At 64.7% G+C, this 12,990-nt stretch carries 16 protein-coding genes; all 16 read right to left on the bottom strand.

The genetic code is table 11. From position 1 onward, the window contains the following. Nucleotides 1–1,038 (bottom strand): NADH-quinone oxidoreductase subunit NuoH, encoded by a 1,038-nt coding sequence (gene nuoH, locus C7455_RS08350; protein WP_109667290.1) that lies wholly within the window; start codon nucleotides 1,036–1,038, stop codon nucleotides 1–3. Nucleotides 1,039–1,048: 10 nt separating this feature from the next. Continuing rightward, nucleotides 1,049–1,453 carry a hypothetical protein gene (locus C7455_RS08345; RefSeq protein WP_109667288.1) on the bottom strand — a complete coding sequence of 135 codons (405 nt, stop codon included), beginning with the start codon at nucleotides 1,451–1,453 and terminating at the stop codon, nucleotides 1,049–1,051. 5 nt (nucleotides 1,454–1,458) lie between these two features. Beyond that, nucleotides 1,459–3,480: an NADH-quinone oxidoreductase subunit NuoG gene (gene nuoG, locus C7455_RS08340; RefSeq protein ID WP_109667286.1), complete on the bottom strand. Its 2,022-nt coding sequence runs from the start codon at nucleotides 3,478–3,480 to the stop codon at nucleotides 1,459–1,461. 80 nt (nucleotides 3,481–3,560) lie between these two features. Next, the gene (locus C7455_RS08335; RefSeq protein ID WP_146199959.1) at nucleotides 3,561–3,989 is read right to left on the bottom strand and encodes a DUF5333 domain-containing protein; all 429 of its coding nucleotides are present in this window, start codon (nucleotides 3,987–3,989) and stop codon (nucleotides 3,561–3,563) included. A gap of 130 nt (nucleotides 3,990–4,119) precedes the next feature. Next, nucleotides 4,120–4,374: a hypothetical protein gene (locus C7455_RS08330; protein WP_109667283.1), complete on the bottom strand. Its 255-nt coding sequence runs from the start codon at nucleotides 4,372–4,374 to the stop codon at nucleotides 4,120–4,122. Nucleotides 4,375–4,824: 450 nt separating this feature from the next. Continuing rightward, complete coding sequence (locus C7455_RS08320) at nucleotides 4,825–5,166, bottom strand: hypothetical protein (RefSeq protein WP_109667280.1); 342 nt, start codon at nucleotides 5,164–5,166, stop codon at nucleotides 4,825–4,827. A gap of 100 nt (nucleotides 5,167–5,266) precedes the next feature. Further along, on the bottom strand, nucleotides 5,267–5,602 hold the full coding sequence (locus tag C7455_RS08315; protein WP_109667279.1) for a hypothetical protein: 336 nt from the start codon (nucleotides 5,600–5,602) through the stop codon (nucleotides 5,267–5,269). Next, nucleotides 5,599–6,894 (bottom strand): NADH-quinone oxidoreductase subunit NuoF, encoded by a 1,296-nt coding sequence (gene nuoF, locus C7455_RS08310; protein ID WP_109667277.1) that lies wholly within the window; start codon nucleotides 6,892–6,894, stop codon nucleotides 5,599–5,601. Before nuoF ends, C7455_RS08315 begins: the two co-directional genes overlap by 4 nt. Nucleotides 6,895–6,947: 53 nt before the next feature. Beyond that, nucleotides 6,948–7,196, bottom strand: a complete 249-nt coding sequence (locus tag C7455_RS08305; protein ID WP_109667276.1) for a DUF5337 domain-containing protein — start codon at nucleotides 7,194–7,196, stop codon at nucleotides 6,948–6,950. Nucleotides 7,197–7,283: 87 nt separating this feature from the next. Beyond that, nucleotides 7,284–7,829, bottom strand: coding sequence for a hypothetical protein (locus tag C7455_RS20320; RefSeq protein ID WP_211315467.1), 546 nt, complete (start codon nucleotides 7,827–7,829; stop codon nucleotides 7,284–7,286). Between the two features lie 43 nt (nucleotides 7,830–7,872). Continuing rightward, a complete protein-coding gene (locus tag C7455_RS20640; RefSeq protein ID WP_109667274.1) occupies nucleotides 7,873–8,562 on the bottom strand; it encodes an NADH:ubiquinone oxidoreductase in 690 nt (229 codons plus the stop codon). Between the two features lie 68 nt (nucleotides 8,563–8,630). Continuing rightward, the gene (locus C7455_RS08290; protein WP_109667272.1) at nucleotides 8,631–8,882 is read right to left on the bottom strand and encodes a hypothetical protein; all 252 of its coding nucleotides are present in this window, start codon (nucleotides 8,880–8,882) and stop codon (nucleotides 8,631–8,633) included. A gap of 98 nt (nucleotides 8,883–8,980) precedes the next feature. Next, a complete protein-coding gene (locus tag C7455_RS08285; RefSeq protein ID WP_109667271.1) occupies nucleotides 8,981–10,093 on the bottom strand; it encodes an NADH-quinone oxidoreductase subunit E in 1,113 nt (370 codons plus the stop codon). A gap of 100 nt (nucleotides 10,094–10,193) precedes the next feature. Next, nucleotides 10,194–11,429, bottom strand: a complete 1,236-nt coding sequence (locus tag C7455_RS08280) for an NADH-quinone oxidoreductase subunit D (RefSeq protein ID WP_425450634.1) — start codon at nucleotides 11,427–11,429, stop codon at nucleotides 10,194–10,196. Further along, the gene (locus C7455_RS08275) at nucleotides 11,426–12,352 is read right to left on the bottom strand and encodes a sulfotransferase (RefSeq protein WP_109667268.1); all 927 of its coding nucleotides are present in this window, start codon (nucleotides 12,350–12,352) and stop codon (nucleotides 11,426–11,428) included. The genes C7455_RS08280 and C7455_RS08275 overlap by 4 nt, the downstream gene beginning before the upstream one ends. Further along, nucleotides 12,349–12,966 (bottom strand): NADH-quinone oxidoreductase subunit C, encoded by a 618-nt coding sequence (locus C7455_RS08270; RefSeq protein ID WP_109667266.1) that lies wholly within the window; start codon nucleotides 12,964–12,966, stop codon nucleotides 12,349–12,351. Before C7455_RS08270 ends, C7455_RS08275 begins: the two co-directional genes overlap by 4 nt. Nucleotides 12,967–12,990: the final 24 nt, after the last annotated feature.

Genomic DNA, 12,990 nt, shown 5'->3' with positions numbered 1-12,990 from the left:
TCACCCCCCGATCGCCCAGCGGGCATAGGCCCCGCCGAACAGTTCGAATTTCGCGGCAAAGGCCACCAGCACGACCCAGCCCAGCGACATCGGCAGGAACACCTTCCAGCCCAGCCGCATCAGCTGGTCGTAGCGGTAGCGCGGCACGATGGCCTTCACCATCGCGAAGAGGAAGAAGAAGAACGCCATCTTGGCCACCATCCACAGCGGGCTGTCGGGGATGAAGGGGATGGGGCTGAGCCAACCGCCAAAGAACAGCAGCGTGATCAGCGCGCACATCAAGAAGATGGCGATGTATTCGCCCGCCATGAACAGCAGGAACGGGGTCGAGGAATATTCGACCTGATAGCCCGCCACCAGTTCCGATTCCGCCTCCGGCAGGTCGAAGGGCGGTCGGTTTGTTTCCGCAAGCGCCGAGATGAAGAACAGGAACACCATCGGCAGGTGCGGCAGCCAATACCAGCCAAACAGGCCCCAGCCGGTATCCTGCGCCGCCACGATGGCCCCGAAGTTGAGCGAGCCGGTGGAGATCACCACCCCGATGATGATGAGGCCGATGGAGACCTCATACGAGATCATCTGCGCCGCAGACCGGAGCGAGCCGAGAAACGGATATTTGGAGTTCGACGCCCAGCCGCCCATGATCACGCCGTAGACCTCGAGCGAGGACATAGCGAAAACATAGAGGATGGCCACGTTGATGTCGGCCAGCACCCAAGTCTCGTTGAACGGGATGACCGCCCAGGCGATCACCGCCAGCACGAAACTGGTCATGGGAGCGAGCAAGAAGACGGGGCGGTCCGCACCGGCCGGGATCACCACTTCCTTGACGACGTATTTCAGCGCATCGGCCACCGTCTGCAGCAGGCCGAAAATGCCCACGACGTTCGGGCCGCGCCGCATCATCACGGCGGCCCAGATCTTGCGATCACCGTAAACGAGGAACAACAAGCTGATCATGACAAAGCCGAGCACCAGAAGGCTCTGCGCCGCCATGATCGTCATCAGTCCCAGCGTGGTCGAAAAGAAACCGTCCATGGGTCGTTCCCTAAACCGTCGGTATCCCCTGATCGGCACATGCGGCCGCCACGACTTCGGCGTCGAGCGTCTGCAACCCCCGAGGGAGCGCCGGCGAAATGGTGTAAACCGCATCTGCGACCCAAACGCCACCCTGTTCCTGCACATTCGTGCGGACATGTCGCGCAAAGCCGAAGCCACGGATGAGGGCGTATTGCGCAGCCGCGCAGCGGGCGTAAGCGTCCAAGTCGTCGCGGGTCGCCACACCCGTCATCTGGACCCGGAAATTGACCAGATCATCGTCCAGAAGCCGGGTCTGGACACCGTCATAGCTGGCGGGCGGCATGCTGCCGGGGCGCGGCCCCTCTGGGGCCGTGCAGGCAGCAACGGCGCAGAGGCCCGCAAGGGCCAGCAGACCACTGCGGCCCCGCGTCACGGGCCCTACTCCGCCGCGATCCTGGTCTCGGCGCGCGCCTTGGCCCGCGCGGAAAGGTCGGCCATCAGCCCCGATGCCCGGGTGATCGGGTTGGTCAGGTAATGATCGGTAACGGCAAGGACGAAATCGGCGTTGCCAAGGGCGCCCGTCGGCATGGCCTGCCATGCGTTTTCCGGCACCTCGTCCACCATCGCCAGATGCGGCACGGCCTTGACCATGGCACGCCGCAACTCGGCCAGCGTGCTCCAGGGCTGCGTCAAGCCCAGTTCGGGCGAGAGCGCGCGCAAAATGGCCCAGTTTTCCTTGGCCTCGCCCGGCGGGAAGCCTGCACGCAGCGCCAGTTGCGGGCGGCCTTCGGTATTGACGAAAAGACCCTGTTCCTCGGTCCATGCGGCGGAAGGCAGGATCAGGTCGGCCCGATGCGCGCCCCGGTCGCCATGGCTGCCCTGATAGATCACGAATGCGCCCGGCGCGATGTCGACCTCGTCGGCGCCAAGGTTGTAGATCACATCCGCGCCCTCGACCGCGGCGGTCAAACCACCCTCGCAGGTCGCGCCAACGTCCATCGCGCCGACGCGGCCAGCGGCGGTGTGCAAGATCAATAGGCCCGAGCCGGTCTTTTCCGCCACGGCTTGGGCATGGGCCAGAACCGCCGCGCCATCGGCCTCGCGGAGCGCGCCCTGCCCCACGATCACGATAGACGGCACATCCCTGACCGCACCGAACTCACGGGCGGCGAGGTCGGCAAGGGCCTTGCGGTCGGTGCCCATATGGGCGACGTCATAGGTCAGATCGACCGCCGCACCGATCAGGCCTACTTGCGCGCCCTTCAGCCATGCCTTGCGGATTCGTGCATTCAGCACCGGGGCCTCGGCACGCGGGTTGGTGCCGATCAGCATGATGTATTTCGCGGCGTCGATATCCTCGATCGAGGCCGTGCCGACATAGGCAGACCGGTTGCCCACAGGCAGTTTCGCCCCATCGGTGCGGCATTCGACGACCCCGCCTTGCCCCTCGACCAACTGCTTGAGCGAAAATGCGGCCTCGGTGGGGACCAGATCGCCGATCAACCCCGCAAGCTTCACCGCCCCTTTCATCTTGCGCCCCGCAAGCTCCAGCGCTTCGGGCCAGGTGGCCGCGCGCAACTTGCCGTTTTCGCGGATATAGGGCCGGTCAAGTCGCTGGCGGCGCAAGCCGTCCCAGACATAGCGCGACTTGTCTGACAGCCATTCCTCGTTCACGCCGTCATGGTTGCGCGGCAAGATGCGCATGACCTCGCGCCCCTTGGTGTCAATGCGGATGTTGGACCCCAGCCCATCCATCACGTCGATGGATTCGGTCTTGGTCAGTTCCCATGGCCGCGCGGTGAAGGCATAGGGCTTGGACGTCAGCGCACCCACCGGGCACAGATCGACGATGTTGCCCTGCAACTCGGAGGCCAGCGTCTGGCCCAGATAGCTCGTGATCTCGCTGTCTTCGCCGCGGCCGGTCTGGCCCATCTCGGGCACGCCCGCGACCTCGGTGATGAAGCGAACGCAGCGGGTGCACGAAATACAGCGCGTCATCGCAGTGCCGACCAGCGGGCCGAGGTCCATGTTGTCGGCCGCCCGCTTGGGTTCGCGGTAGCGCGAGAAATCGACGCCATAGGCCATCGCCTGATCTTGCAGGTCGCATTCGCCGCCCTGATCGCAAATCGGGCAATCGAGCGGATGGTTGATCAGCAAGAACTCCATCACGCCCTCGCGGGCCTTCTTGACCATGGGCGAGTTGGTCTTGACGACAGGCGGCTGCCCCTCGGGGCCGGGGCGCAGATCCTTGACCTGCATCGCGCAAGACGCGGTGGGCTTGGGCGGACCGCCCACGACCTCGACAAGGCACATCCGGCAGTTGCCGGCGATGGACAGTCGCTCATGGTAGCAAAACCGCGGGATCTCGATGCCGGCGACCTCGCAGGCCTGAATCAGGGTCATGGCGGGATCCACCTCGACCTCATGGCCGTCAATGATGATCTTGCGCAGGTCGCTCATGGGATGCGGTCCTTCCTCGGGCCCGGGCGGCGCGTCTGAAATGCCGCCCTGCTCAGTCTTGGTTGGAGCCGCTTTTAGACCTACCGGAGCAGTCTGCCAATGGGCGAACCGGCGGCGATTTCGTCGCGGCCCACGCGGCAGGCGCCGTCGGCATCCGCATCCGACATCACGCCGCGTTCGGCAAAGTATTGCCGCGCCAAGGCAATATAGCGCGCCTGCTCAGTGTCATCCTCGACATAAGCCGTCACCTCGGCGCGGCTGTAACCAAGGCCCATGGCGTGATTGGCCAGCCCCAGCAAAAAGGCGTTCGCGGCAAGGCTGCGGCGGTCGATGGAGGGGCAGGTGCGTTCGATGTGCCGCCCGATGGTGACGGCCAAAAGTCCGTTGTGAAGCCGTCCGTCGGTGCGCAGCGCAGCATATTGGTCGGCGCGTGCCGACCCGACGGTCGTGAGCAGGCCGGTTGCGATCACAAGGATCGAGATCGCCATGACTTTGGCATAGGGTTTCATCTTGGTCTTGCCTTTGGTTGCCTGTGGTCCCGCCGCCGACATGGGGAAATCGCCATCGGTTATTCAATATCAGGCACGAGACGCGAACCCGGCTGAGCGCCGGCTCGCTTATCGCCTTGCCAGAATGCGCTTAAATCCGCACACCCCAGAAGGTGACGATCAGCCAGACAAGACCGGTGATGAAGACCATCGAGAGGATGCCGTAGATCGCGGCCTCCATCCGTTCGGGTGTGTTGAGCGCCATCGCCACGCCCGATGCCATCATGGCGCCCAGCACGATCCCGAGGATCGAGCCGCCGATGCCCCATGTATACCCCAAGACCATCCCGGCGGCACAGGCCGCCATATAGATGATCGCAAGCCCGTACCAATACAGACGTACCATGTACCGATGCCCTTGCTGCCCTTGCCCTGCCCGACCTCTTTCGATGGGTCGGATCACTCTTATGGGTGTGAATCTAGGGAAAAAGAGCAGTATTCACAACATCGGGCGCCGCGCTTTGCCACGACTTGAGTCGAATTGGCCACAGATGTCGGCCTAGCCCATCCACCAGACGACCCCGGCGACGGCGATCAGCGCGAACACGGCCCCCATGACCTTCAGTTCGAGTCGGTGGCGTGCTCTGTCCCCCGAAAGACCCTCGCGGGCGCGCCGCGCCCTTGCTTCCTTGCGTCGTGAGGCCATGGCACGCTCTAGCGGATCCTCGGCAATCTTCGCGCCGCATCCGTCACAGGTCATGGAGCCGAACCCGAGCGCATTGGCATGGCCGCATTCCGAACAAAGGCCTGGGTTCGGCCGACCCCGATCACGGAGACCAAGGCCGAACGCCATCCCTTACCGCCGGGCGCAGCGGCCCGACACCACGGGCTCGCCCGCGGCGCTGCGCGCCACCGCCCATTCGCCGGTCGCGGGGTCGATCGCCCAAATGGCATCGGAAAACCCGGTCTGTTCGATGCAATGGCGCGTCGCCTCATAGCGGGCACTTTCGCGCGCCTGCTCCAGCGTCGCACCCGGCGCGCGCACCAGAACCGAGAAATCGCGCCGCGTCTCGCCCTCGGACAGACGCGCGTCAAAGGGCAGGCCCACGCCGCGCGGCCCCTGATCGCGCGCGCCACAGGCGGTGACCAAAGCCACCACGCCGAGGACCATCACAGGACGCAGGATCTTCTTCGTCATGGGTCTTCCGTTTGCCAGCACAGCCCGGGCGCGACATCGCCCTGCTCCGGTCTCGCCCATCCGTCCCTGTGCGTCAAGCGTCCGCCGGTAACAGCCGGGTTCAGCGCAGGCAGCGGGCCATGAAGTAGAACACCCCATCATCAAGCCGGATCTGGGTGTAGTCGCGCGCGGGCGGCAGGCGTTCATAGGTGGCACCCAATCCCGTGCAATGGGCCGCCGCGGCGGTTTCGGCGGCGACCCACTCGTCGCGGACCAAGCCGGTGCCGTCGCTCCGGCGCACTTCGATCGCAGGCAGGCTCTGGCTATAGGGCACGCGCCCGTTCAGGCCGCCGACCTCAAGCTGGGTCTGCGTCGCGATCAGGGCGGGCGCAACGGCGACCGGCGTGCAGCCCGACAAGATCAGCAGACACAGGCAGGCGGCCCGCAGGGCAGTCATTCGGCGGCAATCTCGACCGTGCCGCCGCGTTTCACGCGGATACGGTCCTCGATCTCGTGGCGGAAATGGCGCACGAGGCCCTGGATCGGCCAGGCCGCCGCATCACCCAAGGCGCAGATCGTGTGCCCCTCGACTTGCTTGGTGACATCGAGGAGCATGTCGATTTCCGACACCTCGGCCTCGCCCTTCACCAGACGGTCCATCACCCGCATCATCCAGCCCGTGCCCTCGCGGCAAGGCGTGCACTGACCGCAGGATTCGTGCTTGTAGAATTTGGACAGCCGCCAGATCGCCTTGATGATGTCGGTGGACTGGTCCATCACGATCACCGCCGCTGTTCCAAGTCCCGAGCGCTGTTCGCGCAGCCAGTCGAAATCCATGATCGCGCCCTCGCGCATCACGGCGGCCGGCAGCATCGGCACCGACGACCCGCCGGGGATCACGGCCTTGAGATTGTCCCAACCGCCGCGGATGCCGCCGCAATGGCGCTCGATCAGCTCGTCGAAGGGGATGCTCATGGCTTCCTCGACGACACAGGGGTTGTTCACATGGCCCGAGATCGCAAACAGCTTGGTGCCCGCGTTGTTGGGGCGGCCAAAGCCCGCGAACCATTCCGCGCCACGGCGCAGAATTGTGGGGGCTACAGCGATGGATTCGACGTTGTTGACGGTCGTGGGGCAGCCATAAAGGCCCGCGCCAGCCGGGAACGGCGGCTTCATCCGCGGCATGCCCTTTCGCCCTTCGAGGGATTCGAGCAGCGCCGTTTCCTCGCCGCAGATATAGGCCCCGGCCCCGTGATGCAGGTAAAGGTCAAAATCCCAGCCGGATTTCGCGGCATTCTTACCCAGCAACCCGGCCTCGTAGCATTCGTCGATTGCGGCCTGCAGCGCCTCGCGCTCGCGGATGTATTCGCCGCGGATGTAGATGTAGGAGGCATGCGCCTGCATGGCGAAACTGGCGATCAGGCAGCCCTCGATCAAGGTGTGGGGATCATTGCGCATGATCTCCCGGTCCTTGCAGGTGCCCGGTTCGCTCTCGTCGGCGTTCACGACCAGATAGCTTGGCCGCCCGTCCGATTCCTTGGGCATGAAAGACCATTTGAGACCCGTGGGGAAACCCGCGCCGCCGCGCCCGCGCAGGCCGCTGGCTTTCATGATCTCGACGATCTTGTCTCGTCCAAGGGCGATGATGTCCTTGGTGCCATCCCAATGGCCACGCGCCATCGCACCCTTGAGGCTGCGGTCGTGCATGCCGTAGATATTGGTGAAGATCCGGTCCTTGTCCTGAAGCATATGGCCTCTCTCGCGTGTCTGGGGCCCGGGTCTGGCAGGCCGCATGGCTTGCGTCAGCGATCTGCGCGCCGCGCTTTCCACACCCAATATGTCACAAATAGCGCCCAGACCAGTGCGGCAATCGCCGCAAGGTCGATCAGGAAGGCAAAGCGCGGCGGCAGGCCCAACCGTCCGCCGAGGAAACTGGCCCCCATCCACAGCACCATGGTGGCGGCCATCACGAAGGCCGCCAGCCGGATCTGGCCAAGGCGGCGGCGCTCGGTGTCTGTTTCGATCTTGGGGGTCTTGGGTCGCGGTGCCATCACGGGCCTTGCCTTGGATCGCCTGCCGCCCGCTTTAGCGGAAGTGCCGTGGCCGGGGCAATCCTCGGCGTCCCGGACCGCGGAGGGTCAGACCAGCGCGCGGGCCTGCGCGACGATATCGTGGCGGGCGCAGATCATGCGAAACCCCTTTTGCTGCGCGTCGAGCCAGGCGATCCCCTCCTCGTCCAGCGCAGCGATCTGGTCGAAACGGTAGATCCCGAACTCGTTGAGCGCGGCCTCCAGCTTGGGGCCGACGCCCTTGAGCCTCGTCAGGTCATCGGCCACGCCGCCGCGCGGGGCATCCCGCAGATGCTGAGAGGCGGTCGCGGTCGCTTCGGGGTCGGTCGGCGCAGGCGCGGCCCGAGGTATCCGGGGTGCGTCAGGCACGACCAGAGCGGGCGGCGTCAGCTTGACAACCTCCGCCACGGATTTGCGCGGCGGTTTCGACCGCAAACGGGGCGGGGCCGCTGCTGCGCGGCCAAGCGCGGCCCAATAGGAACGCGGCGCTGTCAGGCCAAGGGCAATGGCCTGCACGGCAGCGGCCCCCACAAAGGCCGTGCCGAAGACAACAAGGTGAAAAAAATCCCGCTGCGCAGCCTGCCCGCGCAGCCACATCGCCTCAGTCATGGTCATGTCCACACGCTTCGGGTCTGGTGGTCACCACCCCTCCGGAGGATCAGTATACGTCGCCATCGTCGACTTTGCGCGAAAATTCCGTGTCGCCACCGGCCGCCAGAACCCGCGCCTGCGCCACCCATGTGTCGCGGGTCACGCGGCCCTTGAAGCCTTCAAGGTTCTCGTCGACCCATGCGACCTCGGCCGGGGTCCATGCCGCGATCTGGTCGAAATGGTAGAAGCCGAGCCTGTGGCACAGTTGCTCCAGCTTGGGGCCGATGCCCTTGATCCGCTTGAGATCGTCCGCACCGCCCGCGCGCGGGCCATCAAGCGCGGCAGGGCGGGTGCCGACGGCGTCCGTCACCTCGGCGGGTGCGCTTGACGGTGCGGCCACAGGCTCGGGCGCGGCGGCGGCTGTTGCGGTTTCGGTCGTGACCGCCTCGGCCGCCGGTGCCGCTTCCTTGGGTGCGGCGGCAGGGGTCGCGGCGGCCCCATGGGCGGCCTTGGACACCTCCGTCGTCTTGCCGCCCCAACCCGCGCTTCCGGCAGGCACCGGGCCAGGCAAGGGCGACAGGAACATCAAGGACAGGACAACGCCCAGAATGAAGAAGATGATCGCAGCTGCAAACAGCGCCTGAAGCAGTGTCCAATCCCCAAGCAGCATAAGCGCCGCCATTCCGGCAAAGCCCGCCGCCGATGCCACGCCCCAGACAATGGCCAGATTGATCAGGCCGCTTGGCGTCGAGTTCATAACAGATCCCCCCGTTACATGTCGCTTGGCGCATGTTTAGCCCGGGGAAACCCGTTTGTCTCGCCCCTTTAGGACGTTGTGTCGCGGTCTGTTGCCTGCGCGCGCTGTCCTTCGATCATGCCATCGAAGTCGGTCGCGAACAGGAACTGCCCCAGAACGCCGCCGACGACCGTGGTCCCAAGACCCGCGAAGGCGCCCACGGCAACCCACAGGCCAAGCCAACCCACGGCGGCAAGGGCCACGGTCAGGCCCATGATCGCCGACAGGGTCCAGACTGCCGTGATCAGCATGAACCGGCGCCCGGTTGTCATTTTTGTCATTGATTTCAACTCCAGAACGGTCGTTCCGACATCAAGTTAAGCATGACCGCGCTGACGACCAGTGGCCCGGGCCGCGACATAGTGGCCTCGCTATGGGGTCAGCGCGACCCGGCCAGCGATGCCGCCTGTCCGATCCAGTCGTCACGCTCGATCCGGCCCTTGAATTGAAGGCGCGCATCGACCCAGGCGACCTGTTCGGGCGTCCAGGCGGCGATCTGGTCGAAATGCCAAAAACCCATCTCGTTCAGCAGACCTTCGAGCTTGGGGCCCACGCCCGAGATCTTCTTGAGATCATCGGCCGCTGTCCCGGCGCGCGGGGCGATCAGACGCTCGGGCTCGGCTTCGGGCGCAGCGCCCGGCACGGCCTCGTGGGTCGGACGCGCCGTGGCCTCGGCTTGCGCGGCCTGTTCGGTCACGCCCGTCCGGTCCGCGGGTTTGCCCGCCGACGGTCGCGGATCGGGCGTGCGGGTGGCACGTTCCGCCACAGCGACATCGCTGCCCGACTGCTTGCCCCATGGCGCCAACAAAGGCACCTCGGTGCCGTCGATCCGCTTGATCGTGTCGCCAAGGTCGACCGCCAGCCGTGCAGAGGTGTTGAGCACATCGCGCCCTGCCTCATGATCCTTGAGCGAGGTCAGCCCGCCCGCGGGCTCGGAGGCGTAGCGCCCGTTTTGCGGCCCGGGCGTGGGGACGCGACCGGCTGCCATCTCGTCGATGATATGGGCCAGTTTCGCGGCCGTCAGATCCTCGTAATAGTCCTTGCCGATCTGGGCCATCGGCGCATTGGCGCAGGCGCCCAGACATTCCACCTCTTCCCAGCTGAACTTTCCATCGGCCGACAGCTGGTGCGCCTTGGGGGCGATCTTGTCGCGGCAGACCGCGATCAGATCCTCGGCGCCGCAGATCATGCAGGTCGTGGTGCCGCAGATCTGCAGATGCGCAACGCTGCCGACGGGCTGCAGCTGGAACATAAAGTAAAACGTCGCGACCTCGAGCGCACGGATATGGGCAAGGCCCAGCATCTCGGCCACATGCTCGATCGCGGGCCGGGTCAGCCAGCCCTCCTGCTCCTGCGCGCGCCACAAAAGCGGGATGATGGCGCTGGCCTGCCGCCCCTCGGGGTATTTGGTGATCTGCGCCTCGGCCCAGGCCTGGTTGGCGGGGGTGAAGGCGAAGCTGGCGGGCTGGTCGGGGTGGAGGCGGCGAAGCATCTGGTGAGCGGTCCTAACTGGTCATCTTGTACGGCGGTTGAAGCTGCGGGAGCCTCCGGCGGGGATATTTTTCAAACAGAGAAGAGACGGAAGGGCGTATTCACCGGTCCACTTCGCCGAACACGATGTCGAGCGAGCCGAGGATCGCCGACACATCCGCCAGCTGGTGACCGCGGCACAGGTGATCCATCGCCTGCAGATGCGCGAAGCCCGGCGCGCGCAGTTTCGCGCGGTAGGGTTTGTTGGTGCCATCGGCCACAAGATAGACGCCGAATTCACCCTTGGGCGCCTCGACGCAGGCGTAGATCTCGCCCTCGGGGACGTGGAAGCCCTCGGTGTAAAGTTTGAAGTGATGGATCAGCGCCTCCATCGAGGTCTTCATCTCGGCGCGCGGCGGCGGGCTGATCTTGCCGCGCGTCATCACTGGGCCCTGATTTTCGGGCTCGCGCAGCTTGGCGCAGGCCTGCTTTATGATTTTTGTCGATTCCCGCATCTCGGCCATCCGGCACAGGTAGCGGTCGTAGCAATCGCCGTTCTTGCCGACCGGGATCTGGAAGTCGAACTCGTCGTAGCATTCATAAGGCTGCGCGCGCCGCAGATCCCAGGCCAGACCCGATCCGCGCGCCATCACGCCGGAAAAGCCCCAATCGAAGATATCTTGCTCGGTCACCACGCCGATATCGACATTGCGCTGCTTGAAGATGCGGTTTTCGGTCAGAAGCGTGTCGATGTCGGCCAGCGCATTGGGAAACTCATCGGCCCAGGTGTCGATATCCGCGATCAGCGCGGGCGGCAGATCCTGATGCACGCCGCCGGGGCGGAAATAGGCGGCGTGAAGCCGCGCCCCGCAGGCGCGCTCGTAGAAGATCATCAGCTTCTCGCGTTCCTCAAACCCCCAGAGCGGCGGCGTCAGCGCGCCCACGTCCAGCGCCTGCGTGGTGACGTTGAGCAGATGGTTCAGGATGCGCCCGATCTCGCAGTAAAGTACGCGGATCAGTTGCGCGCGGCGCGGCACGGGCGTGCGCGTCAGCTTCTCGATGGCCAGCACCCAAGCATGTTCCTGGTTCATCGTGCCAACATAATCAAGCCGGTCGAAATAGGGCAGGTTCTGCAGGTAGGTGCGGCTTTCCATCAGTTTTTCGGTGCCACGGTGCAGAAGGCCGATATGCGGGTCGCAGCGTTCGCAGATCTCGCCGTCCAGCTCCAGCACGAGGCGCAGCACGCCATGCGCCGCCGGGTGCTGGGGCCCGAAGTTGATATTGAAGTTGCGGATCTGCTGTTCGCCGGTCTCGACGTCCTGAAACCCGCGCCGTGTCTCGATGCTGCCGTCCATCATGATCTCGATCCCCCTGCGGATGCGACCGTGGCCTTGGTGTCGGTCTCCCACAACCACGATGCGGGTGCCGCATCGCCGAAGCGCGCGCGCACCACCTTGTAGACCTGATCGAAGACCTCGCGCGCGTCATCGCGCATGGTCTGCGTCAGGTCGGATTGGCTTGCATGCGTTGTGTCGGTTTCCCAGACCTTTCTGTCCAGCGCGCCCTCGCGGCGGGATACGCCGAGGAAATCGGTGAGCTTGTCGAGATGGCTCTGGCCGTGCGGACTGAAGATGTGTTCGTAGAAATCGTAATGGATACGCTCGCGCGGCACGACGGATTCCAGCTCGTTGATGACCCGGCCATACCGAGAGAACAGGACAAGATGGTCGGTCGGCACACGCAAACGGTCGTAAAAAAGTTCCTGAATGGATTTGGTTGCCCGCGTTTCGGCATTGCTGGCATACCACATTCGGACGGATGACCAAAATCGCATGACCGGATCACGCATCAAGAAAATGAAGCGGGTATCGGGATGGCGGCCGGCCATGTCTGTATAGGCCTCGCGGGCCAAAAGGCTGTAGGAGGGTGACAGGTCACCAAAAGCCTTTACGCCCGGAGCGCGGGCATGAAACAGGCTTAAGTAGTCCGCCTTTCCGCCCAAGACAGCGATGAGATTACTAAGCTCCGCAATCCGATCGAGCGGAAAGTCTTCGCGCAAGGCACCGTTTGAACCCTGTGTCACGCAATCCTTCAAAAGGATCTGCAGACGTCTTCGGATCTGCTGGCGCTTGTTGCCTGCTTGAAGACTGAAGAAATAGTCCATCTCCTTGTGATGGGGCACAAAAACCTCTGGATGTTGGCCGAGATACTTGCTCAGCCAGGTCGTACCGGCTTTCTGCGCGCCGATGCAGTAGAACAGCGTTTCGCCGGTCCGGCTCATTTCGCCGCCCCCTTGGCCTTCTCATCGCCCGGCAGGACATACTCGGCGCCTTCCCACGGCGACATGAAGTCGAACTGGCGGTATTCCTGCACCAGCTTCACCGGCTCGTAGACCACGCGTTTCAGCACGTCGTCATAGCGCACCTCGGTGTAGCCCGTGGTCGGGAAATCCTTGCGCAGCGGGTGGCCGCGGAACCCGTAGTCGGTCAGCAGGCGGCGCAGGTCGGCATGGCCTGTGAACAAGATGCCGAACATGTCGTAGACCTCGCGCTCGTACCAGCCCGCGCCGGGGTGGATGCCGGTGATCGAGGGCAGCATCTCGTCGTCGCGCAGCGCGGTCTTGACCCGGATGCGCTGGTTCTGGTGCATGCTCAGAAAATGCCAGACCACGTCGAAACGGCGGTCACGCTCGGGCCAGTCGACCGCCGTGATGTCGATCAGCGTCGAGAACTTGCAGTTGGGATCACCGCGGAGCCAGTCGATGAACTCAGGCACGGCCACCGGCACGATCTCGACCGTCAACTCGCCATGCGCGGACACGGTCGTGCCCAGCACGGCGTCGGACTGCCGTTCCGAGATATAGGCGGCCAGTTCGCTCAAGGCCTCGACGCTCATGTCCGTCTCCTTCGCGCCCAAAGG

The sequence above is a fragment of the Roseicyclus mahoneyensis genome (assembly GCF_003148775.1).
Taxonomy (GTDB): domain Bacteria; phylum Pseudomonadota; class Alphaproteobacteria; order Rhodobacterales; family Rhodobacteraceae; genus Roseicyclus; species Roseicyclus mahoneyensis.
Note: the sequence above shows the minus strand (reverse complement) of the source record. Positions and strands in the feature narration are given on the sequence as shown.